General features: G+C 64.1%; 21 protein-coding genes and 1 pseudogene. 16 read left to right on the forward strand and 6 right to left on the reverse strand.

All coding sequences use genetic code 11. The annotated features are described in order from the left end of the window. Positions 1–50: 50 nt before the first annotated feature. The gene (locus QD228_RS16595; protein WP_338079134.1) at positions 51–1,016 is read left to right on the forward strand and encodes a tetratricopeptide repeat protein; all 966 of its coding nucleotides are present in this window, start codon (positions 51–53) and stop codon (positions 1,014–1,016) included. A gap of 517 nt (positions 1,017–1,533) precedes the next feature. Here the strand turns inward: QD228_RS16595 and QD228_RS16600 are convergent. Next, positions 1,534–2,697: a PatB family C-S lyase gene (locus tag QD228_RS16600; protein WP_176494517.1), complete on the reverse strand. Its 1,164-nt coding sequence runs from the start codon at positions 2,695–2,697 to the stop codon at positions 1,534–1,536. A 121-nt stretch (positions 2,698–2,818) separates the two neighbouring features. Between QD228_RS16600 and QD228_RS16605 the strand changes: the two genes are divergently transcribed. The 9 genes and pseudogenes from QD228_RS16605 to QD228_RS16645 all read left to right on the forward strand — a co-directional run bounded on the left by QD228_RS16605 (position 2,819) and on the right by QD228_RS16645 (position 9,652). Next, complete coding sequence (locus tag QD228_RS16605) at positions 2,819–3,244, forward strand: hypothetical protein (protein WP_136939740.1); 426 nt, start codon at positions 2,819–2,821, stop codon at positions 3,242–3,244. A gap of 399 nt (positions 3,245–3,643) precedes the next feature. Continuing rightward, entirely contained in the window at positions 3,644–4,081 is a 438-nt protein-coding gene (locus QD228_RS16610; protein ID WP_077373569.1) for a universal stress protein, read from the forward strand. Between the two features lie 67 nt (positions 4,082–4,148). Next, positions 4,149–5,690 (forward strand): alanine/glycine:cation symporter family protein, encoded by a 1,542-nt coding sequence (locus tag QD228_RS16615; protein WP_279876096.1) that lies wholly within the window; start codon positions 4,149–4,151, stop codon positions 5,688–5,690. A gap of 216 nt (positions 5,691–5,906) precedes the next feature. Next, on the forward strand, positions 5,907–6,926 hold the full coding sequence (locus QD228_RS16620; protein WP_205694052.1) for a zinc-binding dehydrogenase: 1,020 nt from the start codon (positions 5,907–5,909) through the stop codon (positions 6,924–6,926). Next, entirely contained in the window at positions 6,926–7,747 is an 822-nt protein-coding gene (locus QD228_RS16625; RefSeq protein WP_084207779.1) for a hypothetical protein, read from the forward strand. The genes QD228_RS16620 and QD228_RS16625 overlap by 1 nt, the downstream gene beginning before the upstream one ends. 48 nt (positions 7,748–7,795) lie before the next feature. Then, a pseudogene (locus tag QD228_RS16630) lies at positions 7,796–8,194 on the forward strand (thioesterase family protein); the annotation flags it as partial. 86 nt (positions 8,195–8,280) lie between these two features. Next, positions 8,281–8,760 (forward strand): aminoacyl-tRNA deacylase, encoded by a 480-nt coding sequence (locus tag QD228_RS16635; protein ID WP_279876097.1) that lies wholly within the window; start codon positions 8,281–8,283, stop codon positions 8,758–8,760. Between the two features lie 57 nt (positions 8,761–8,817). Then, positions 8,818–9,147 carry a hypothetical protein gene (locus QD228_RS16640; protein ID WP_077373554.1) on the forward strand — a complete coding sequence of 110 codons (330 nt, stop codon included), beginning with the start codon at positions 8,818–8,820 and terminating at the stop codon, positions 9,145–9,147. Then, positions 9,125–9,652, forward strand: coding sequence for a DUF501 domain-containing protein (locus QD228_RS16645; RefSeq protein WP_279876098.1), 528 nt, complete (start codon positions 9,125–9,127; stop codon positions 9,650–9,652). The genes QD228_RS16640 and QD228_RS16645 overlap by 23 nt, the downstream gene beginning before the upstream one ends. A gap of 120 nt (positions 9,653–9,772) precedes the next feature. Here QD228_RS16645 and QD228_RS16650 read toward each other — a convergent pair whose 3' ends face one another. Further along, a complete protein-coding gene (locus tag QD228_RS16650; protein WP_077373548.1) occupies positions 9,773–11,113 on the reverse strand; it encodes a sodium-dependent transporter in 1,341 nt (446 codons plus the stop codon). A 300-nt stretch (positions 11,114–11,413) separates the two neighbouring features. Between QD228_RS16650 and QD228_RS16655 the strand changes: the two genes are divergently transcribed. Then, positions 11,414–11,968 carry a TIGR00730 family Rossman fold protein gene (locus QD228_RS16655; RefSeq protein ID WP_279876099.1) on the forward strand — a complete coding sequence of 185 codons (555 nt, stop codon included), beginning with the start codon at positions 11,414–11,416 and terminating at the stop codon, positions 11,966–11,968. 16 nt (positions 11,969–11,984) lie between these two features. On the opposite strand, the gene QD228_RS16660 is transcribed toward QD228_RS16655, so the two are convergent. After that, positions 11,985–13,751, reverse strand: coding sequence for a lysophospholipid acyltransferase family protein (locus QD228_RS16660; protein ID WP_176504120.1), 1,767 nt, complete (start codon positions 13,749–13,751; stop codon positions 11,985–11,987). Positions 13,752–13,937: 186 nt separating this feature from the next. Here QD228_RS16660 and QD228_RS16665 point away from each other — a divergent pair, with 186 nt between their 5' ends. Further along, complete coding sequence (locus QD228_RS16665; RefSeq protein WP_279876100.1) at positions 13,938–14,906, forward strand: NAD(P)H-quinone oxidoreductase; 969 nt, start codon at positions 13,938–13,940, stop codon at positions 14,904–14,906. Between the two features lie 94 nt (positions 14,907–15,000). Here the strand turns inward: QD228_RS16665 and QD228_RS16670 are convergent, their stop codons facing one another. Both QD228_RS16670 and QD228_RS16675 read right to left on the reverse strand, forming a co-directional pair. Beyond that, a complete protein-coding gene (locus tag QD228_RS16670; protein WP_077373537.1) occupies positions 15,001–15,501 on the reverse strand; it encodes a hypothetical protein in 501 nt (166 codons plus the stop codon). 198 nt (positions 15,502–15,699) lie between these two features. Next, positions 15,700–16,185, reverse strand: a complete 486-nt coding sequence (locus QD228_RS16675; RefSeq protein WP_077373534.1) for a sel1 repeat family protein — start codon at positions 16,183–16,185, stop codon at positions 15,700–15,702. Positions 16,186–16,499: 314 nt separating this feature from the next. Between QD228_RS16675 and QD228_RS16680 the strand changes: the two genes are divergently transcribed. From QD228_RS16680 to yaaA, 3 genes are all read left to right on the forward strand, one after another. Beyond that, positions 16,500–17,531 carry an NADP(H)-dependent aldo-keto reductase gene (locus QD228_RS16680; protein ID WP_077373531.1) on the forward strand — a complete coding sequence of 344 codons (1,032 nt, stop codon included), beginning with the start codon at positions 16,500–16,502 and terminating at the stop codon, positions 17,529–17,531. Between the two features lie 68 nt (positions 17,532–17,599). Further along, positions 17,600–18,052 (forward strand): DMT family transporter, encoded by a 453-nt coding sequence (locus QD228_RS16685; protein WP_077373528.1) that lies wholly within the window; start codon positions 17,600–17,602, stop codon positions 18,050–18,052. 108 nt (positions 18,053–18,160) lie between these two features. After that, positions 18,161–18,949 carry a peroxide stress protein YaaA gene (gene yaaA, locus QD228_RS16690; RefSeq protein WP_279876101.1) on the forward strand — a complete coding sequence of 263 codons (789 nt, stop codon included), beginning with the start codon at positions 18,161–18,163 and terminating at the stop codon, positions 18,947–18,949. Between the two features lie 40 nt (positions 18,950–18,989). Here the strand turns inward: yaaA and QD228_RS16695 are convergent, their stop codons facing one another. Then, positions 18,990–19,595, reverse strand: coding sequence for an isochorismatase family protein (locus tag QD228_RS16695; RefSeq protein WP_279876102.1), 606 nt, complete (start codon positions 19,593–19,595; stop codon positions 18,990–18,992). 74 nt (positions 19,596–19,669) lie between these two features. On the opposite strand from QD228_RS16695, the gene QD228_RS16700 reads away from it, so the two are divergent. Next, a complete protein-coding gene (locus QD228_RS16700; RefSeq protein WP_077373522.1) occupies positions 19,670–20,566 on the forward strand; it encodes a Tim44-like domain-containing protein in 897 nt (298 codons plus the stop codon). The last annotated feature ends 720 nt before the right edge of the window (positions 20,567–21,286 follow it).

Raw genomic sequence — 21,286 nt, forward strand, 5'->3', positions numbered from 1 at the left:
GCCGGCTCGCGTGCGAGCCTTGAATCGCAGACACTTCCGGGGCATGCATCATGATCATCGATCCCAATACCGGCCAGCCACTGACCGGCAATGACACCACCGCCGCCCAACCACAAGGCGTGGTAGGCGGAGCTGCTGCCAGCGCCCCCCGCCAGGCAGAAGACGCCAACACCTACATCATCGATGTCGACATGAGCAATCTGCAGCAGGTCCTCGAGGCCTCGCAGCAGGTACCGGTGCTGTTGGACTGCTGGTCTCCCCAGAGCGAGCATTGTCGCGTCCTGACGCCTATTCTCGAGATGCTGGCCCGTGAGTATGCCGGTGGCTTCATCCTCGCCAAGCTGAACGCCGAGGAACAGCAGGACATCGCTGCCCAGCTGGGAGTGCGCTCGGTACCCGACGTCAAGCTGGTCATCCAGGGCGGTCTGGCAGGCAACTTCACCGGCGCCCGTCCGGAAGCCGAGATTCGCCAGTTCCTCGAGCAGCACAAGGTGATGCCTGCTGCCGGTGCCGGCCCCAGCCTCGTCGAGCAGGCCGCCAGCGCACTGGAAACCGGCGATCTGGCGACCGCCAAGGCGATTTACCAGCAGCTGGCGCAGGAATCCCCCGAGACACCGGACTACCGCATCCAGCTCGCCTCGGTCCTGGTCGCCGAAGGCAACGGCGAAGAGGCCCGCCAGCTGCTGGACTCTCTCAAGCCGGAAGACCGTGATGGCCCGAAGGCGCGTGGTGTGCGTGCACGCATCGATTTCATCGCCGAGGCGCCGAGCCCGGAAGAGGTCCAGGCCATGATCGAGCGGGATGACAGCGAGGCCCGCTACCAGCGCGCCATGCGTGATCTTGCCGATGGCCACTACGAGCTGGCGCTCGATGCCCTGATCGGCCTGATGAAGACCGACCGCCAATACGGGGATGATCTGGCTCGCAAGACGCTGCTGCGTGTGTTCGATGCCCTCGGCGCGACCCATGAGCTGACCGTGCGCTTCCGCCGCCAGCTGTTCGCCCTGATGTACTGAGTCGCAGACGGCAACCACCTTCCCACGACAAGGGGCCCCGAGGACGTGAGCTGTCCTCGGGGCCCCTTGTCGCAGATAGCGGATGAATGTCGTGAAGCGTGTGCGTGCAGCAGGGTGGGAAAGGATGCGGATGAGCCCTGGATTCAGCCGCCCCGACGCGTCCACCCTTTCAGCAGTGATGGCCTCGCACGCGCTTCACGGGCGCTGAGCGGACAGCCAGGCGGGAGCTCTTCCAGCGCGGGCGTGATGGCCCCCGCCTCCTTCGCCCTGGCCAACCGGAGACTCCCGCCCCTGCAACACCATTCTCGACATGCCATCACGCCGGACGACTCAACATCGGCTCGCGCCCAACGAGATGTCTCTGCCAGCTCATGTCTCATCATCATCCCTCCTGAGGATGCCCGCTCACGATGAACGGCCTGCCCTCAGAGTTATCGATAATGATTCTCAATTCAAGGTTTCGCTCGCCACTTCCTGCCAGCATCTCATCGGCGCTTGATCCAGATCAGACATCAGACTACCCCTGCAGCGCACCTTTCAGGCGTTCATCGAGACGCTGCAATGCCTGCTCAAGCTGCTGACGTGTGGTGGCGTAGTTCAGGCGCACGAACCCCGGCCAGCCGAAGTCGGCCCCATCGGAAAGCGCGACACCGCACTCCTCCAGCAATGTCTGCTGAGGCGAATCGCCCAGGCCGGCCTCACGCATGTCCAGCCAGGCCAGATAGGTCGCCTGAGGGCGCGTCATGCGAACGCGCTCCCAGCCGGCCACATGCGCTTCGAGCAGATCGAGATTGCCGCGCAGCACCTCCAGCAGCTCCTGACGCCACGGCTCTCCCTCACGCCACGCCGCTTCCGTCGCCACCATGCCCAATACATTGGTATCCGGCATCAGGCCACGGGTCGCGGCGACGAAGCGCTGACGCAGGTCCGGATCGGTGATCACCGCACAGGCAAAGGTCAGCCCCGCCGTGTTGAAGGTCTTGGAAGGCGCCCACAGTGTCACGCAGCGCGCCGCCAGGCGCGGATTGAGGCTGGCCAGCGGGATATGCCGCGATGCGGGGTCCACCACCAGGTCGGCATGCAGCTCGTCGGACACCACCAGCAGATCATGACGCTCCACCAGTGCTGCCAGCGCCTCGAGCTCTTCCTCGCGCCAGACACGGCCGGTAGGATTGTGTGGATGGCACCACAGCAGCAGTTCCGTCTCGGGAGTGATCGCGGCTTCCAGTGCCTCGAGGTCCAGCTGCCACAGGCCACCTGGCTCGGCAGGCTCCGCCAATGGCGCCATCTGCGCGATACGCCCCGTCTTCTGCGCGACCTGCAGGAAGGGCGGGTAGATTGGCGTGGTCGTCACGACCCCCGCCCCTTCTGACGTCAATGCCAGGCTGGCGAGATGCAGTGCCGGCACCACGCCGGGCAGCCAGACGATGGCCTCACGCGGTATCTCCCAGCCATAGTGCTCACGGCTCCAGTCGCGCAGACTGTCGTCGAGCCCCTGAGAGGGCTTGGCATAGCCGTAGATCGGGTGAGCAACCCGCTCCGCCAGTGCACGCGTCACGGCCGGCGGCGCGCTGAAGTCCATGTCGGCGATCCACAGCGGCAGGACATCCGCGCCGTAGCGCTCCCACTTCTGGGAGGGATACTGACTGCGGTCAATGGGGGTGATGAAATCGTGCTCCATGTAGAATCTCTCCCGGTGCTGGCCCATGCGAGCCATGAAGACATGAGGCACCACCTGCCGCTCGAACCGCCGGCAACAGGCGGACAACCCCGTGGAATGACTACAGCATAAGGCTTTGTGCATGTCCGAAGACACCTTTTACCCGCAAGCACAACGCGGTCTCCCCGGCCTGTTGCGTGCCTGGCTGACCCATGGAAGAGGCGACAGCCAGCGCCTGGCGGTATTGCTGGCCGATACGGCCCGCGTGGCGAAGCTGGGGCAACCTGAGAGCAATCCGGAAGGCGAGCAGCTGGAACGCTGGGCCCATGACGGCGGCGCCCCACTGTGGGCTCCCAAGGCCGCCCTGTTTCTGCTGATGCAGATGCCGGCGCGCCCGCTGCCGCAGGATGAGGACGAGGCATGCGCTTGGGCGTACTGCTGGATACGCATGCGTGAGCACGAAAGTCCGGATGCCGCACTCATGGCACTGCCCGACCACCTCAGAAAGCCGCTGGCCTGGCCCATGGAAAGCGCCTGGAAGGATCTGACCCACCAGCGCCTGATCTAGCGCTTGTCCCGGTCGTCCCTTGACACATGGGCGCATGCCCTTCCCCGCTGCGACAACGACACCTTCCCCTGCCCCACCTCTGGCGCTCACCACCCGGCCACAAGCGTGGTGGGGCACTCCAGGCGAACCTCGTTGCCAGCCTGACTGGTACGGCTCGTCTCTGCGGGCACGGCTCTCCTCCACATGCCTCCTCCTGCGTGTCTGCCTGACTCCTTTCCCAGGCGCCTCCTGCCGCCCTTTTACGTTTAATCACCGTTTCATGAAGCATGATAAACGCAGGGATTTCTGCACCTGCCGAGGAGTAAAGTGCTTTCAACCGTCCAAGAACGGTAATTCAACAAGAATCCGCTGGCCGAGTCGCCGAGACACAGTGACCGGCAAGCTTCTGGAGAGCTCTCAATGACCACCTCCCTGATTGTCGGACTGGATGGAACGCCGGGCGGCGACAGTGCCATCGCACACGCCAAGCGCGTCGCGACGCTGGTCGGCCCCGAAACCCGCATCATTCTCTGCTATGTCGTCGAATGGTCGCCCTACAGCTTCAACACGCCGGAAGAGAACGCCCAGCGTGCGAGTCGCCGTGAAAGCGAGATCAAGCTGGCACGCGAGCGCGTTCTCGCGCCTGCCATCACGGAGCTCGAGAAGGAGGGGTATCAGGTGGAAGGCCGCGTTCGTCACGGTGACGCCGCCGAGATCCTGAGCCTGCTGGCGCGGGAAGTGAATGCCGAGCAGATCATCGTCGGTCGCAAGGGGGAGAGCATGCGCTCTCGTATCTTCGGCAGCGTGACCGCGCATCTGATCCAGGAAGCCTCGGTCCCCGTCACCGTCGTGCCCTGATGGATGACGCCAGGCGTCCGCAGACTGATCCCACAACAATGACAACATGCTCCCGAGGTCCCTTCTCATGAGTCGATTCCGCTCCCTTGCCCCCTGGGCTGCTGCCATGGCAGCGCTCATGGCCGCAGGCTCTGCCCGTGCCGAAGGCATGGATCAGGCCATCAGTGACATCGTCGGGCCGATCGTCAATCCGATCGTCTCCACCATCTTCTATTCCGTGCCGGTGGCAGGCACCCAGTTCCCGCTGATCGTCGGCTGGCTGATCATCGCTGCCGTCGTCTTCACGCTCTATTTCGGCTTCGTGCAGTTCCGTCTGTTCGGGCATGCCGTGCGTCTGGTCAAGGGCGACTACACCGACCCGAAGGATGAAGGCGAGGTGTCCCACTTCCAGGCACTGGCCACCGCGCTTTCCGGCACGGTCGGGCTGGGCAACATCGCCGGTGTCGCGGTCGCCGTCTCGCTGGGGGGACCGGGCGCGACCTTCTGGATGATTCTGGCCGGCCTGCTCGGCATGGCCTCCAAGTTCTGCGAATGTACCCTTGGCGTGAAGTACCGCAACGTCAATGCCGACGGCTCCATCTCCGGCGGCCCGATGTACTACCTGTCCAAGGGCTTCGCGGAGAATGGCAAGGCCGGGCTTGGCAAGATCCTGGCGATCTTCTTCGCCATCTGCGCCATCGGCGGCTCCATCGGCGGCGGCAACATGTTCCAGGCCAACCAGTCCTATCAGCAGGCCGTCAACGTCACCGGCGGTGATGCCAGCTTCCTGATCGGCTACGGCTGGCTGTTCGGTCTCGTGATGGCCGCCATCGTCGGCATGGTCATCATCGGCGGCATCAAGTCCATCGCTCGGGTCACCGAGAAGCTGGTGCCGATGATGGCGGTCATCTACGTGATCGCGGCGATCATCATCCTGGGCTTCAACTTCAGCGCGATTCCGGCGGCCTTCGGCGCCATCATCGAAGGTGCCTTCGCACCGGTCGCGGTCGGCGGCGGTATCGTCGGCGTACTGATCCAGGGCTTCAAGCGCGCCGCCTTTTCCAATGAAGCCGGTATCGGCTCCGCCGCCATCGCCCACTCTGCCGTGAAGACTTCCCAGCCGGCCACCGAAGGCATCGTCGCGCTGCTCGAACCGTTCATCGATACCGTCGTCATCTGCACCATGACCGCACTGGTCATCGTCATCACCGGCGCCTATCAGGTCGAAGGCCTCGGCGGCGTCCAGCTGACGTCCTACGCCTTCGAGACCGCCTTCCCGTGGTTCCCGTATGTGCTGGCGCTGGCGGTGCTGATGTTCGCCTTCTCCACCATGCTGTCCTGGTCCTACTACGGCCTGAAAGCCTGGACCTACCTGTTCGGTGAGAGCAAGGGTGCCGAGATCGTCTACAAGCTGATCTTCCTCGCCTTCGTGGTCATCGGCTCCTCCATGAGCCTCGGTCCGGTCATCGACTTCTCCGACGCCATGATCTTCGCCATGTCCATCGCCAACATCATCGGTCTCTACTACCTGATGCCGGTCGTGAAGCGCGAGCTGAGCCAGTACCTCGCCAAGCTGAAGTCCGGCGAGATCGCCCCGATCGACAAGGAGACCAAGCGCCAGAACGCATGACACTTCTCCCTCTCAGGCGGGTCTGACGCAGTCGTCACCCGCCGCATGACCCAAAGCCTCTGCCCTTCGGCAGGGGCTTTTTCGTTGTCGATCATGCAATTCCGTCACCAGGACGGCGGAAACCACCCAAGTCGCATTGCCGCGGCGCAGCGCAATGGGTAGGGTGTGGCGCTCACTGGCCGAACTGGCCGGAATTCGTTTCAACGAGGACGTCTCATGCTCGCTTCCATGCACGCCATGGTGCTGCGCAACCCCGGCCCGGATGCCGACTTCGAATGCACGCAATGCCCACTGCCGGAACCCGGCCCCGGACAGGTGCGCATTCGCGTCGCCGCTTCCAGCGTCAACCCGCTCGATCTCAAGCTGGCCAGCGGGCAGGTCGCCCTTCTCCCCCCCGAACCCTGCATCCTGCATGGTGATGTCGCCGGCATCGTCGATGCCGTCGGAGACGATGTGCTGACCTTCTCACCGGGCGATGAAGTGCTCGGATTTGCCGGGGGTGTCGCGTCTCACCCCGGGGCGCTGGCGGATTACATGATCGCCGATGAGCGTCTGATCACCCGCAAGCCGCGCCGCCTGAGCTTCATGGAAGCCGCGGCATTGCCTGCAGTGTTCATCACCGCCTGGCAGGCGCTGGTGGAACGTGGCCAGCTGGAGGCGGGGCAACGCGTACTGATTCACGGCGGCGCCGGCGGTGTCGGTCATGTCGCACTGCAGATCGCCCGTTGCATCGGTGCGGAAGTCGCCACGACCGTCTCCACGGATGACAAGGCGCAGCTGGCACGTGCCTGTGGCGCGGACCACGTCATTCGCTACCGCGAGGAAGCGGTGGCCGACTACGTGGAGCGCCTGACGGCTGGCCAGGGCTTTGATCTGGTCTTCGATTGCGTCGGGGGTGACAACCTGGCCGCCAGCTTCGCCGCCAGCAGGCTGGGCGGGCGCATCGTGACCATCAATGCGCGCACCACGGCAGATCTCTCGCCGCTGCATGCCGGTAGTCGCAGCCTGGAAGTGCTGTCGATCCTGCTGCCGCTCAGCGCCGGCATCGGTCACGAGCAGCAGCGTCAGGCACTGGGCAAGCTGGTGGAACTGGTCGAGGAAGGCGAGTTCAAGGTGCGCCTGGACGAGCGCCAGTTCGACTTCCGTGAAGTCGCCGAGGCACACCGACATCAGGCCTCCGGCAAGGCACTGGGCAAGATCTCCCTGCTGCGCCGCCAGTTCTGGGACGCCACTTGATGACAGCGGTACTGCATGGCGAGCTTGGCCTGCAGCTGCTCAAGCTGCTGATTTCGGTCGCGGTGGTGATCGGCCTGTCGTTGATCGCGGAGCGTCTCTCGACGCGCATGGCCGGGCTGCTGTCCGGCTATCCGCTCGGCACGGCCATCACGCTGGGCTTCATCGGGGTCGAGATTTCCCCCGAATTCGCCGGTGAGAGTGCCATCTACACGCTGGCCGGATTCTCCTCGACCCTCGCCCTGGGGGTCGGCTACTGGCTATGCGGACGTGCAGAGGGGCTGCGCGGCGTCATCAACGGTACTCTGGGTGGCCTGCTGGGCTGGCTGGCGGCCAGCGTGATCCTGGCGCAGTTCGAGTTCACCCGCGTCAGCGGCGTGATCGTGACGCTGATCGCCATCATGCTGTGCATGCGCCTGTACCGCGACGTACCGGAAACCCGCAGTCGCAAGGCCCCGTTCTCGTGGCCTTCGCTGCTGGCGCGTGCGGGCCTCGCGGCCGGCATCGTGTTCGGCATCACCGCGCTGGCCCATCTGTTGCCACCGTCCTGGGCCGGGCTGGTGGCGGCCTTCCCTGTCACCATGTATCCGCTGTTGATCATTCTGCATCTGACTCAGGGGCCGGCCGCTGTCGCCACCGTGATCAAGCACTACCCGGCGGGCCTTGGCTCGCTGCTGTGCTATTCACTGGTGGTCTCGCTCAGCTACCCGAGCATGGGGGTCGCGGCGGGCACCCTGCTGGGGTTCGTGATCGCGACGGCATGGCTGGGCGTGTTCACGCCGCTGCAACGGCGACTAGCCGCACGGCGTACAGCCAGCGTCTGAGCTTCCTGATAGGCTGAAAAGCCCGCAAGGACGCACAGGAGCGATGACATGTACTTCAAGACGCTGGAGCCGGCCTTCTTCGATACCGATGCCCTCGGACATATCAACAACACGCGCCTGCCGGCCTGGTTCGAGTGGGCGCGCAATGACCTGTTCCGCGTCTTCGTGCCGGATCTCGACCCGCGCAAATGGCCGCTGATCATGGCGCGCATCGAGGTCGACTTTCTCGCCGAGCTGCAATACGGCCAGGATGTCGAGATTCGCACCTGGCTGTCGCGGCTTGGCGGCAGCTCCTTCACCGTGACCCAGGAAGCCTGGCAGCGCGGTGTCTGCGGGGCGCGTGGCCACTGCGTGCTGGTGCAGTTCGATCATCACGCCAAGCAATCGCAGCGCATCGAAGGCGAGCTGCGCACGACCCTGCTCTCCCACCTGCACGAACACACTGACAGCGCCGAGCTGGATCTCCCTGCCCTGCGTGAGAAGGCCCGCGCGCTCGGCACGCACAGCACGGCGCCCGCCGGGAGCGTACCGGCATGACACCCGCGCTCAAGCTGCTCAAGGGCAAGCCTCACCGTACCCTGGAATATGCCCATGACCCTCGGGCGCCTGCGTATGGCGAAGAGGCTGCCCAGGCGCTGGGGCTTGAGCCGGCACGGGTCTTCAAGACACTCGTCTGTCAGCTGGAAGGCAGCAGTGCCCGCCAGTCGCTGGTGGTCGCCGTGGTGCCCGTCACCGGCACGCTGAACCTCAAGGCACTGGCGCGTGCCTGCCATGCCCGCAAGGCAGCCCTGGCCCCCCACGAGGCCGCCGAGCGCGCCACCGGCTATGTGGTCGGCGGCATCAGTCCACTGGGCCAGAAGAAGCGGCTGCCGCTGTGGGTGGACGACAGCGCCGAGGGGGTGGAGGAGATGTTCATCAGCGGTGGACGCCGAGGACTGGAGATCGGTCTCGCTCCCGCGCTACTGTGTGAACTGGGCAATGGGCAGTTCGCGCCGCTGGCGCGTGAGGACTGAGGCTCTCGCCACCTGTCACCCTGTCGCTACCTGCCGCCACGCCAGCGAGGAGGCCCGATGGGCATTCGCTACAGCAAGTGGATCTATCCGGACATGACCGAGCTGCATGCGCAGGTCGAGGCCTCGCTGGAGCAGTGGTTCGGCGAGCGCTTCGCCGACTACCCGCACATCAGCTTGCCGGGCCTTGACCCCTACGATTATGATGGCTGGTTCAATCGTCTGGCCCCGGAGCTGATGGCGCGCGGCAGTGACTACTGCGAGCGCGAGTGGCATGGCTATGTGCCGAGCCCCCAGCAGCTCAACCAGGCGTTCTTCCGGGCCGTCTCTCGGTCCAACAAGTGTGTGCTGGAGCCTGACTGCAAGCATGGTGATCCTGACCAATCATAGTCCCGACGCGCGTGAGCTCGAGATCATCGAGCGCCAGCTCGGGCGCAAGCCGCGCGGCATCCAGGCCGTGGCCGCCACCGATGGCGAGGGCACCCCGCTGGTGCTGCGCATGCATTCGCTGGTGGATGGCAAGCCCTTCCCGACCCTCTACTGGCTGTGCGACGAGCGCCTCAAGATCTCGCTGTCACGCATCGAGGCCGAAGGCGTGATCAAGGAGCTGGAAGAGAGCCTCAAGACCGACGAGGAACTGCTGGCGCGCTATCGTGCCAGTCATGAAGCCTATGTCGCCGAGCGCTGGAGCTTCATGAGCGAGGCCGAGCGCAGCGCCATCGAGTCCCAGGGCTTCGCTGAGCTGATGCGTGAGCGTGGCGTCGGCGGCATCCGCGACTGGAATCAGGTGCGCTGCCTGCACACCCAGTACGCCCAGCATCTCGCCTATGCCGAGGGCAATGCCATCGGGCACTGGGTCGATGCCCACTACGACGTGCTGTCCGAGCTGCCCTGAGCCCTGCCTGCGATCTAGCCGACACTCAGTCCCTCGAGCAGAGGCCGTCGGCCAGGAGGCACAAGACGAAGAAGCCCGCCAATTGGCGGGCTTCTTGCGTCGTGCAGGGGGCGTTTCGGCTTACAGCGAGTGCGCGAACACCAAGGCGATGCACAGCGGGCAGATCAGGCGCACGTACCACGGCCAGATCTTCCAGAACAGGCTGGACTCGATGTCCGGCGCCCCGCTCTGGATCTCCTTGAGCAGCGCATGGCGCGACATTGCCCAGCCGACCAGCAGACACATCACCAGCGCGACCAGTGGCTGGCTGTACTGGGTGGTCAACATGATCACCAGACCGAACAGCGCCCCGAAGTTGGCGGCGATGGTCAGACTGATGGCCATGATGGCGGCCCCGACGGCCAGGGTGGCGGCACGCCGTCCCAGCCAGCCACGCTCGACCACGAAGGATACCGGCACTTCCAGCATCGAGATGGAGGAGGTGATGCCCGCCACGCTCATCAGCGCGAAGAACGCCACCATCAAGACGTCTCCCGCGCCACCCATCTGACCGAACAGCGCCGGCAACGTATCGAACAGCAGCGTGTCGGAGCTCTTGAGCAGGCCGTCGGCATCGAAGATCTCGACGCCCAGATGACGCGCGGCATACATGGCCGGAATCACCAGCAGGCCGGCCAGGAAGGCGATGCCGACGTCGATCAGCGTCACCAGCACGCCGAGACGCGGCAGGTTCTGCTCCGGCCCCAGATAGGAGCCGTAGATCAGCATCGCCCCCACGCCGAGCGACAGCGAGAAGAATGCCTGGCCCATCGCGCTCAGCATCAGGTCAGCATCGAAGATGCGATCCCACTGCGGGGTCAGATAGACACTCAGGCCTTCATCGGCGCCCGGCAGGGTCAGCACGTAGCCGATCAACCCCACCAGCAGGGCCAACAGCAGCGGCATCAGACGTGTGGACCATTTCTCGATCCCGCCGCGCACGCCACCGACCACGATCGCCATGGTCAGGGCGAGGAAGACCGCCGTCAGCGAGACATTGCGCGTGAAGTCGAAGGTGGTCAGCCAGCTGGCGGCGGACGACATGCCCAGCGCCGCGCTGACCGGCGCGGCGGTATAGCCCAGCAGCCAGCCCGCGACGATGGCGTAGAAGGCCAGGATCAGGCTGGCGGTCAGCATGCCCGCCCAGCCCGCCAGCGCGCCGAAGCGCTTGGTGATGCCGCGCCCCAGACTCATGCTGGTGACGATATTGGCCTGACCATGCCGCCCGATGACCAGCTCGGCCATCAACGCCGGCCACGCCAGCAGGAAGGCCAGCACCAGATACATCACCACGAAGGCCCCGCCTCCGTTGTTGGCGGTCTGGGACGGGAAGCCCCAGACGTTGCCAAGCCCTACTGCCGAACCAGCGGCGGCCATCAAGAAGCCCAGCCGACTGGCGAAGCGTCCGCGCACCTGCGCCATCTGTCTCTCCTGCCTTGTTGTCCCGCGCCCGCCGTCAGGACGTCGCGTCATGTTGGAGTGCACCCCGATGAAAAGGCTCATGGGCGTCAGCGCCCGCCAGCCGTCGCCTGCGGGGGCGGCAAGGGTAGCAGAGCAGGCCCGTGAATGCAGGTACCACGCCGAGCATGCTCTCTCACTCTGCAAGGCAAGGTTGCGCCAAGGCGTCATGGCCCCGCCGCACAACTCGGGTAGGATGGAGACCACGACATTCTGGCGTGGCACTCGACCTTGCGTGCCACAACACACCTTCAGGAGAGCAACATGCATCGCATCTGTGTCTATCTGGGTTCCCGCGAGGGGGCCTCCCCGCATCACCGCCAGCAGGCCGAGGCACTGGGGACCGCGATCGCCGAACGTGGCTGGGGACTGGTCTATGGAGGAGCACGTGCCGGACTGATGGGCGCTTTGGCAGATGCCGCGCTGGCCGCAGGCGGTGAGGTGGTCGGCGTGATCCCGCAGGCGCTGGTGCGCAACGAGAAGGCACACACCGGGCTGACTCGGCAGATCGAAGTGGCGGACATGCATGAGCGCAAGGCCCAGATGGCCGCGCTGGCGGATGGTTTCGTGACCCTGCCGGGCGGGATCGGCACGCTGGAGGAGCTGTTCGAGACCTGGACCTGGCAATACCTGCGCTTTCACGCCAAGCCGATCGCCGTCCTCGACAGTGACGGCTTCTACGCGCCGCTGCTGGAATTTCTGGATCGCACCGTCGAGGCGGGCTTCCTCGACGCGGATACCCGCGCCCGCCTGATCAGCGAACGCGAGATCACTCCCCTGCTGGACCGCCTGGCCCCCTCGTCAGGCGAGCAGGCCTGACGGCAAGCAGCATGGGTCAAGCCTCCGTGACGGGGTGTCGTGCACCGGCCTGATCGCGACAGGCCGGCTCCCCGAGATAGCGGCTGCGCTTGCTGGCGGTGATGCGTCGGATATCGACCATCACCAGCCCATCGATGCAGTAGCCGAAATCGGCATCGACGCTGAAGTCGAGGAAGCGAGTGCCACCGGGCTCGGTGACCTCGGCGTACTGCTTGTAGAGGGTCGGCACCGTCACGCCCATCGCGTCCAGCTGGGCGCGCAGGCGACGAAAATCACCCTCGGCATCCTGACCATCGAACAGACGCTCCGCCTCATGGGCGGCACTGCCCGGTGCACTCTGCGCGACCGGTGCCCGTGCACGTGCCAGCCCCTCCTCATCCCCGTAGTAGTGGCGGTAATAGCTGACGATCAACGCCCGAGCAGCCTCCGGGTAGCTGTTGGAGAGCGTGACCGGGCCGAACAGCCAGCGAATCTCGGGGTGACGGCGCAGATAGGCACCCAGCCCCTGCCACAGGTAATCGAGACTGCGGCGCCCCCAATAGCGTGGCTGCACGAAGCTGCGCCCCAGCTCCAGGCCCTCCTGCATATGCGCGAACATCTCCGGCGTGAAGCGGAACAGGGTCGGACTGTAGAGCCCCTTCTCGCCATGCGCCGCCATGATCTTGCCCACCTCACCGATGCGATAGGCCCCGGCGATCTCGAGATCGGCGTCATCCCACAGCACCAGATGACGGTAATGCGCGTCGTAACGGTCGATGTCACGACGCTCTCCCGTCCCTTCGCCGACGCGGCGGAAGCTCAATTCGCGCAGCCGACCGATCTCGCGCATCACGCTGGAACCGGGAAAGGCATCGAACAGATAGATCTTCTTGCCGTCGCGGGTCTCACCCAGCAGCTCACACGGCGTCAGTTCCTCACGCAGCGCCTGGCGCTCCTCCGGATGACCGATGGCCTTCTCGGTCACGAACAGCCCGCGCTTGCCGCGTCCGATGCGATAGAGATGCTTGCGCAGCAGGCGTGTCTTGGCATTGGTGCTCAGGGCATCACTGTCGAGACGCGCCAGCGGAATCAGTTCCCCGATGCGCAGCTTGAGCTGACGTTCGCGCTGGCGAAACATCTCGTGGGCCAGCAGCGGCGTGCCAAGGCCACGGTTGATCGATGACAGGGTGTAGAAGAGCGTCGAGTTGCGACCACTGACGTGAATCGGCAGTACCGGCGCGTTGGTCTTGCGCGCGAAATGCAGGAAACCCGACAGCCACTTGCCGTCACGCGGCCCGGTCGGTCCTGCGCGCGAGACCTCTCCGGCCGGGAAGATGATGACGGCCTCTTCATTCATCAGTGCTTCGCAGATCTGGGTACTGCTTCTGCGATACCCGCGGCGACTGAGGTTGTCCAGCGGCAGCAGCAAGGGCGCCAGCGGCTCAACCTTCATCAGGATGTCGTTGGCGACGATCTTCACGTCACGCCGCACCTCCCCGACCAGCTTGAGCAGCGCGAGCCCGTCCAGCGAGCCCAGCGGGTGGTTGGCGACGATCACCACTCGCCCGTAGGCAGGGATGTTCTCGCGCTCCCGCGAGGAGACGGAGTAGGCGAAGGAGAAGTGATCGAGCACACGGTCGATGAAGTCGAAACCGCGCAGACCGGCATGCTCGGCGAGGAAGGCATTGATCTCGCTCTCGTGAACCAGACGCCGCAGCAGCGCCAGCGCCGGGCGACGAATCAGAGGGTGGCGCCTGGCAAAGGCGGGATACTTGGCGGCGATGACACGGGCGGTATCGATCATGCTCACTCCTTTGCGCAACGCGGTGCGTCACTCGCAGTCTGAAACAGAGGCTTGATATCACGTCAGAATCGCGCCACTTCATGACAGGTGCGTCACAGTCCCCGTACAGTGAGATGACAGACATCCGTCTGAGGACGGAGCGATCACAGCAAGGCAGCCACGATTGCCAAGCCAAGGAGATAGCGAATGTATGCGATAGCCGTCGAGAACGAGGCGCTGGTCTGGCAGGAAACCGAGGCCCCTTCAGGTATCGCCTCGGATGAGGTGCGTATCCAGGTGGCCTGGACCGGCGTCAACCGCGCGGATCTGATGCAGCGCGCCGGGCTGTATCCGCCCCCGGCCGGGGAAAGCGAGATTCTCGGTCTCGAGGTCAGCGGCACCATCCTCGAGGTGGGCAGACACGTGGAACGCTTCCAGGTGGGGGACCCGGTCTGTGCCCTGCTGGCAGGCGGGGGCTATGCCGAAGAGGTGGTGGTCAATGCCCTGCAGGTACTGCCGGTGCCGGAGGGCTTCGGCCTGCGTGAGGCGGCCGCCCTGCCGGAGATGTTCGCCACCGCCTGGCTGAACCTGTTCATCGAGGGCAACCTCAAGCACAAGGAACGCGTCCTGCTGCACGCCGGGGCCAGCGGTATCGGCACCACTGCCATCCAGCTGTGCGGCCTGTTCGGCCATCCCTGCTTCGTGACCGTCGGCAGTCAGGAGAAGCTGGACACCTGCCTGCGGCTGGGGGCCGATGCCGGCTGGAATCGCCACGATGGCAGTTTCGTCGATGCCGTGAACGAATGGGGCGGCGCCGACATGATTCTCGACCCGGTCGGCGGCGGCTACCTGTCAGGCAATCAGCAGGTTCTGAATCAGGATGGCCGCATGGTATTGATCGGCCTGATGGGCGGACGCATGGACGAGCTGGATCTGGGGCGCATGCTGATGAAGCGCCAGCGGTTGATCGGCTCGACCCTGCGTTCCCGCTCGCCCAAGGGCAAGGGCATGGTGCTGGATGCACTCTATGTCCACGTCTGGCCACGCCTGGCGCGAGGCGAGATACGTCCGCATATCGACAAGAGCTGGCCGATCCAGGACGCCGAGGCTGCGCATGCCTATGTGCAGGACAACGCCAGCACTGGCAAGGTGCTGCTGGCGGTAAGCGGGGCCTGAGTCCGTCGTCGACTGGCAGAACGCAAGAAGGCAGCCCGATGGGCTGCCTTCTGCAGGGGCTTTCACGCCGGTCATCTTTCGCCGGGCTGAACGCTCAGTCGTTGCGCTCGATGGCCTGGGCCTTCTGCCAGGTCAGTTGCAGCAGACGGGCATCATCTCCAGCGCGATGGCGCTGGATGCCGCCTTCGGCGATCACGGCTTCCTTGAGCTCGGCCCAGCGATTCAGCTGCTCCTCATCCAGCAGCCGGCGCAGCGCTTCCAGCCGGAAGTGCGGCAGCATGCCGGCATGATGGAACAGCAACGACAACCAGGTATTGTCGTAGCCCCAGCTGTCGCTGTACGCGATGCGTGTCTCGCTCAGCTCATCATTGATCCACTGCGCCACTTCCCGCACCGGGCGGCCTTCACGTGCCAATCGGGCGCGTGAAATGCCATGCAACAGCTCAGCCTTGGGATCCCAGTGCACCCACTCTTCCAGCGGCTGGATGAGGAAGGCACAGCTGCTGCCATCGGTACGCGCCAGACCGATCTCGATCGGGTAGCTGCCGCGGCCAAAGCCGGAGGCTTCAATATCGAGCAGAATAGGCAGCGTCACACGCGTCTCCCACGGTATCTCAGGCAGCCAAGGACCAGGCAAGAAGGGGTTGAATGTCTTCAGGTTACGGGAATTGCCCCCCGTTTGGCGAGTCCTGCTCATCCGGTTGGCATCAGAAGAGACGGAGACGACAGCGCCCTCACGAGGAGGGCGCTGTCAGAGGAGGCGATCGACGACGGCAGCAGCCGTCGGATTGGCTCAGTGGAGGGCGGCTTCGTCACCGCTGCGTGCATGCGCTTCCCAGTGCTCCGCCTTGTGCGGGCAGACCGCCAGCCCCAGCGAGCCTTCACGATAGGCACGTGCCAGACGCTGCGCGGCAAGCGCATGATGACGCTCTGCCGCACGTGCATACCAGGTCACGGCCTTGGCCGGGTCACTCTGGTATTGCGCGCAGCCATGCTCGTAGATGCACCCTGCCTGGTACTGGGCATGGATGTCACCCGCCTGTGCCGCCTTGACGACGAAACGGGCACCCTTGGCCTTTTCCTGCGCCGAACTGCCGCGCTGGAACAGCATGTGGCCGTACAATGACAGCGCACCGGTATGACCGGCCTTGGCGCAGTGATTGAACAGACGCATGGTCAGACGATGCTTCTGCTGAGAGCCGGAAAGCCAGGAGGCGTGGAACAGACGCTCCGCCAGGCGGTATTTCAGTCCGGTCATCAGGGTTGAGGCCTGCGGCATGACGAGTAACCTTGAAACAGATAAGAGGGATGACGCCGTATCTGGCCCTTTCCTGAGCCTGCGACGCTGTTCTCCTTGCCAACGCTGTCAGTTTGCCCATGCGGGCGGCCTCGCGAGGCTGCTCCCCTGACAACGGGGCGCCAAGCATACTCGCGCAATCAGGGGGACTCAAGCCCGCCTTGTGGGTTTTTGTTACGCTGCTAATATGTGCGCCGTCCCGCGAGTGAAACCGCCGCCGCACCTGCCCTGACACACGCAGGCGACGCACGCTCGCCTTACCCGCTTTTGCCAACCACCCGACAGGGGAATCCTGCATGCAACGTAGAGCTCTAGGCCGCACCGGCATTGACGTGAGTCTGCTGTGCCTTGGCACCATGACCTTTGGTGAGCAGAACAGCGAAGCCGATGCCCACCAGCAGCTGGATCGTGCGCTCGATGCCGGCATCGACTTCATCGATACCGCCGAGATGTACCCTGTCCCGCCCAATGGCGAGACCCAGGGCCGCACCGAGCAGTACATCGGCAGCTGGCTGGCCGCACGCGGCAACCGTGACCAGGTCAAGATCGCCACCAAGGTCACCGGCCCGGGCATGGACTACCTCCGCGGTGGTTCACGCCTGACCCGCGAGCAGATCATCGCCGCCTGTGACGACAACCTGCGCCGTCTGGGCACCGATTACATCGACCTCTATCAGCTGCATTGGCCGGATCGCAAGACCAACTTCTTCGGCAAGCTGGGTTACCAGCCGGTGGAAGACGAGGACATGACGCCGCTGGAAGAAAGCCTCTCCGCCCTTGGCGAACTGGTCACCGCGGGCAAGATTCGCGCCGTGGGTCTGTCCAACGAGACGCCCTGGGGCGTGATGCAGTGCCTGAATCTGGCCGAGCGCCTGAATCTGCCGCGCGTCGCCAGCGTCCAGAATCCCTACAATCTGGTCAACCGCAGCTTTGAGGTCGGGCTGGCCGAGTTCGCGCACCGCGAAGATGTGGGCCTGCTCGCCTATTCGCCGCTGGCCTTCGGCACCCTGTCCGGCAAGTATCTGGATGGCGCCCGTCCGGAAGGCGCGCGTCTGACCCTGTTCGAGCGCTTCCAGCGCTACAACGCGGAGCCGGCCCAGCACGTCATCGCCTGCTACGTGGATATCGCACGCCGTCATGGCCTGAACCCGGCGCAGATGGCACTCGCCTTCGTCAACACGCGTCCGTTCCTGACCAGCAACATCATCGGTGCCACCACCATGCTGCAGCTGGAGAGCAACATCAAAAGCCTCGAGGTGGAACTGAGCGACGAGGTGCTGGCCGAGATCGAGATGATCCACAACACCGCGCCGAACCCCTGCCCCTGATCTGTCCCTGACGCGCAACCCGACAGGCCGGTCGTGATGACCGGCCTGTTCGTCTCCAAGGAAACCCCATGAATCCCGCTGAACTGAGCATGATTCTCATGGCCGTGGCCGCCGGTGCCATGATGCCGATCCAGGCCGGCGTCAATTCCACGCTGGCCCTGCAGACCCACAGTTCGCTCATGGCCGCCATGGTCAGCTTCGTGATCGGCTCGATCGCCCTGATCGGTATCGTGCTGGCCATGCGATTGCCCATGCCGGGTATTGGTGCCCTGAAAGCGGCTCCCTGGTGGAGCTGGACCGGCGGTCTGCTGGGGGCCTTCTTCGTGGCAGCCAGCGTGATCCTGGTACCCAAGCTGGGCGCGGCCACCATGATGGCCACCTTCCTGGCGGGCCAGCTGACGGCTTCGGTCGTTCTGGATCACTTCGGTTGGGCAACCTTCCCGCAGCATGATCTCTCGCTGGGGCGCGTGGCGGGCGTGCTGTTGCTGTTCGCTGGCGTCTTCCTGATCCGACGCTATTGATGCCTTTGGCGTCACGCATCGCAATCTATGGCCCCGATAGTCCCGACGGACTCGGGGCCATGTTGTCTGCCTGATATACTGAGACCTTTCCCCTGTCAGGAGGTCTTCATGCTGAGTGTGATTTCGCCCGCCAAGTCGCTGGATTTCGACAGCGCCCCCGTGACCTCCCGTCATACCCAACCCGACTTTCTTGATCAGGCTCAGCCGCTGATCGATATCCTGCGCGAGCAATCACCGCAGGACATCGCAAGCCTCATGAAGCTTTCCGACAAGCTGGCCGGCCTCAATGCCGCTCGCTTTCAGGAATGGCAGCCCCCCTTCACGCCAGACAACGCCAAGCAGGCGGTACTGGCCTTTCAGGGAGATGTCTATCAGGGCATGGCGGCAGAAACGTTCAGCAAGGAAGAATTCGAGCGCGCGCAACACAGGCTGCGCATTCTCTCCGGCCTCTACGGGCTACTGCGCCCGCTGGATCTCATCCAGCCGTATCGCCTGGAGATGGGCACCCGCCTGAGCAACCCGGCCGGCAAGGACCTCTACACCTACTGGCGCAAGACGCTGACGCCGGCACTGGAGCAGGCCGTCGAAGACAGTGGCACGCCGATACTGGTCAATCTGGCCTCCAACGAGTACTTCAAGGCCATCGACGCCAAGGCATTCCGCCACCGTATCGTGACGCCGGTCTTCAAGGACGAGAAGAATGGTCAGTCCAAGATCATCAGCTTCTACGCCAAGCGTGCACGCGGCCTGATGAGCGCCTGGATGCTCAAGCACGATATCGAGACGGCCGAGGACCTCAAGGACTTCGATGTGGCCGGCTACCGCTTCTCCAATGCCGCCTCAGAGGGCGATACGCTGGTCTTCACGCGCAGTGAGGCCGACGCGGCACGCGCCTGACGCGCGCCCTGCAGGTCGCCCTTGCAGGTCGCCCAGCGACTCACCCACCCAACCCGGGGAACGCCAGGTGCTCTCCTGCCCGGGGTTTGAGATAACGGCGATGAATATCACCGAAAAGGATGTGATCCGCGCTTCCAAGCCATTCGTAAGCCACCATCTCGGCGCTGACGATACTGGCCCCCGCCGCCTCGCAGCGGGTCACTCCCAATGCTGCCTCACGCGGGCGGCGACTGGCGACACCATCAGCTACCAGCGCCACTCGATACCCCGCACCGCATAGTGACAGCACGGTCTGCATCACGCAGACATGCGCCTCGGCACCACATACCACCAGTTGATCACATCCGCTCTGCTCCAGCGCCTTTCGAAAATCCTGCGCCTCCAGCGCGCTGAAGCTGCGCTTGGTGAAGCAGCGGGTTCGCTCGCTCAGCAAGTGTGTCATGGGAGCACTTTCGCCCAGCTTGTCCGGACAGTGCTCCGTCAGCCACACGGGAATTTCCAGCGCCTGGGCGATGCCGCCCAGCCAGATGGCACTGTTGATGGCTTCGGTTCCGCCACTCAGTACCGGCATCAGGCGGGCCTGAAAGTCGATCAGCAACAACAATGACCGCCTCGCCATCAGGTGTTGAGACTTTTCGTCGTCCATTGGTCCTCCCACGTCGATTCTAGGGCTAGAATGGGGCTTCCACTTACACGCTAGCGCATCCAAGGAGATCCCACATGCGCCATCTGTTCATCATGCTGATGGTCGGCTTGCTCGGCTTCGGTCTGAGCGTCGAACACGCGGAGGCCAAGCGCCTCGGCGGCGGCAAGAGTTTCGGTAGCTACTCACGATCCGCTGACAGCGGAAAATCCTCCAGCTCACTGTTTGGCAGCAACAAGGCCACCAACAGCAGCACTGCAGCGAAGTCCAAGCCCTCCAGCGGTCTGTCCAAGTTTGCCGGCCCGCTGGCAGGTCTGCTGGCAGGTGGTCTGCTGGCATCGCTGTTCTTCGGCGGCGCCTTCGATGGTCTGCGCATGACAGACTTCCTGATCATCGCGGTGATCGCCTTCATCGCCTTCAAGTTCCTGAGCGCGCGCAAGAAGGCCGCCATGGCGAGCGGCGGGCCGGCAGGCAGCGGTAGCGCCTCCCCCCGTCACGATGATCAGCCACGTAACGTGCAGGCACGTGAAGCGCACCAGGAGCAGGGCGAGTCGCTGGCGCCTGCTGGCGGTATCGGTGCAGGGCTGGGCGGCGGAGCTCCCGTCAGTGAGCCTGCCTGGTTCGACAAGGAACAGTTCCTCGGTGGTGCCAAGGAGCACTTCATGACCCTGCAACGCGCCTGGGACAACAATGACCTGCCGCGCATCCAGGAATACGTGACGCCAGAGCTCTACAACATGCTGCGCGAAGAACGCGCTCAGCAGCCAGCCAACAACCGTACCGAAGTCGTGCGTCTGTTCGCTGAACTGGGCAGCGTGCAGGAAATCGGCAAGCAGGCGGAAGCGACAGTGCTGTTCCACGGCGTGCTCGACGAGAATGGCGAGCAGAACGAGTTCAACGAGACCTGGCACCTGGTCCGTGAGCTGCGCGATGGTGCAGACTGGTACATTCAGGGTATCGAGCAGAACAGCTAAACAGCTCCTCCCTCGCTGATGCGGTCTTCACATCGAGGACTCCATCAGATACCAGAGCGGCCGGATGATCACTCATCCGGCCGCTTTTTCATGCCTGCAAGGCAAGGAGCCAGACGGCAGACATAAAAAAACCGGCCACTGGGGAAGTGGCCGGCGGACTGGCTGCTCGACTGCAAGGCAGGAGTGCCATATCTCAAAAAGTCTGCTGATGGGATAGCACAGACAAGTTTCTAAGCAAGGGAACGTCGAAACTCACCTACTCAGAGTCTGGCATGACGCTTTAGTTCACCCTGATGAAGAAAAAGTCGAGCAACTCCGAGGTGCGAAACCCGCGACGCTTGGCGCTCGATAAAGAGAAGCCGCCATGGCACTTCCTCCGCTCTCGGAAACAACGGACTCATGCGAGCCTCACGGCGCTCACGTGCATCACCTCGACAGACACGATGTGAATACCCTGAGGAATCGTGTAGCGAGGTTTCCACACCCTCTTGCTCTCTTGCTCTCTTGCTCTCTTGCCCCCTGCGACTCCCTGGAACTCTGCTCCCCGTCTACGGTTTCCCCTGGCAAGCACGACGCAGTCCTTCCTTTGTCTCTCTTCTCTTTCGTGCCACTTTTTCCGCGCACAAAGAGAACCGCCCCTGCAGCAAGGCTACAGGGGCGGTTCGGTATAAGTGCCTGACGATGACCTACTCTCACATGGAGAAACTCCACACTACCATC

Source organism: Cobetia sp. 3AK (genome assembly GCF_029846335.1).
Taxonomy (GTDB): domain Bacteria; phylum Pseudomonadota; class Gammaproteobacteria; order Pseudomonadales; family Halomonadaceae; genus Cobetia; species Cobetia marina.

Bases quoted from the DNA above. Each gene is read 5' to 3' on its own strand.
- QD228_RS16635 (WP_279876097.1), top strand. From the start codon at position 8,281: ATGACACCCGCGCTCAAGCTGCTCAAGGGCAAGCCTCACCGTACCCTG.
- yaaA (WP_279876101.1), top strand. From the start codon at position 18,161: ATGCTGAGTGTGATTTCGCCCGCCAAGTCGCTGGATTTCGACAGCGCC.
- QD228_RS16625 (WP_084207779.1), top strand. From the start codon at position 6,926: ATGACAGCGGTACTGCATGGCGAGCTTGGCCTGCAGCTGCTCAAGCTG.
- QD228_RS16700 (WP_077373522.1), top strand. From the start codon at position 19,670: ATGCGCCATCTGTTCATCATGCTGATGGTCGGCTTGCTCGGCTTCGGT.
- QD228_RS16655 (WP_279876099.1), top strand. From the start codon at position 11,414: ATGCATCGCATCTGTGTCTATCTGGGTTCCCGCGAGGGGGCCTCCCCG.
- QD228_RS16615 (WP_279876096.1), top strand. From the start codon at position 4,149: ATGAGTCGATTCCGCTCCCTTGCCCCCTGGGCTGCTGCCATGGCAGCG.
- QD228_RS16665 (WP_279876100.1), top strand. From the start codon at position 13,938: ATGTATGCGATAGCCGTCGAGAACGAGGCGCTGGTCTGGCAGGAAACC.
- QD228_RS16645 (WP_279876098.1), top strand. From the start codon at position 9,125: ATGGTGATCCTGACCAATCATAGTCCCGACGCGCGTGAGCTCGAGATC.
- QD228_RS16600 (WP_176494517.1), bottom strand. From the start codon at position 2,697: ATGGAGCACGATTTCATCACCCCCATTGACCGCAGTCAGTATCCCTCC.
- QD228_RS16605 (WP_136939740.1), top strand. From the start codon at position 2,819: ATGTCCGAAGACACCTTTTACCCGCAAGCACAACGCGGTCTCCCCGGC.
- QD228_RS16660 (WP_176504120.1), bottom strand. From the start codon at position 13,751: ATGATCGATACCGCCCGTGTCATCGCCGCCAAGTATCCCGCCTTTGCC.
- QD228_RS16595 (WP_338079134.1), top strand. From the start codon at position 51: ATGATCATCGATCCCAATACCGGCCAGCCACTGACCGGCAATGACACC.
- QD228_RS16685 (WP_077373528.1), top strand. From the start codon at position 17,600: ATGAATCCCGCTGAACTGAGCATGATTCTCATGGCCGTGGCCGCCGGT.
- QD228_RS16680 (WP_077373531.1), top strand. From the start codon at position 16,500: ATGCAACGTAGAGCTCTAGGCCGCACCGGCATTGACGTGAGTCTGCTG.
- QD228_RS16675 (WP_077373534.1), bottom strand. From the start codon at position 16,185: ATGCCGCAGGCCTCAACCCTGATGACCGGACTGAAATACCGCCTGGCG.
- QD228_RS16695 (WP_279876102.1), bottom strand. From the start codon at position 19,595: ATGGACGACGAAAAGTCTCAACACCTGATGGCGAGGCGGTCATTGTTG.
- QD228_RS16640 (WP_077373554.1), top strand. From the start codon at position 8,818: ATGGGCATTCGCTACAGCAAGTGGATCTATCCGGACATGACCGAGCTG.
- QD228_RS16620 (WP_205694052.1), top strand. From the start codon at position 5,907: ATGCTCGCTTCCATGCACGCCATGGTGCTGCGCAACCCCGGCCCGGAT.
- QD228_RS16650 (WP_077373548.1), bottom strand. From the start codon at position 11,113: ATGGCGCAGGTGCGCGGACGCTTCGCCAGTCGGCTGGGCTTCTTGATG.
- QD228_RS16610 (WP_077373569.1), top strand. From the start codon at position 3,644: ATGACCACCTCCCTGATTGTCGGACTGGATGGAACGCCGGGCGGCGAC.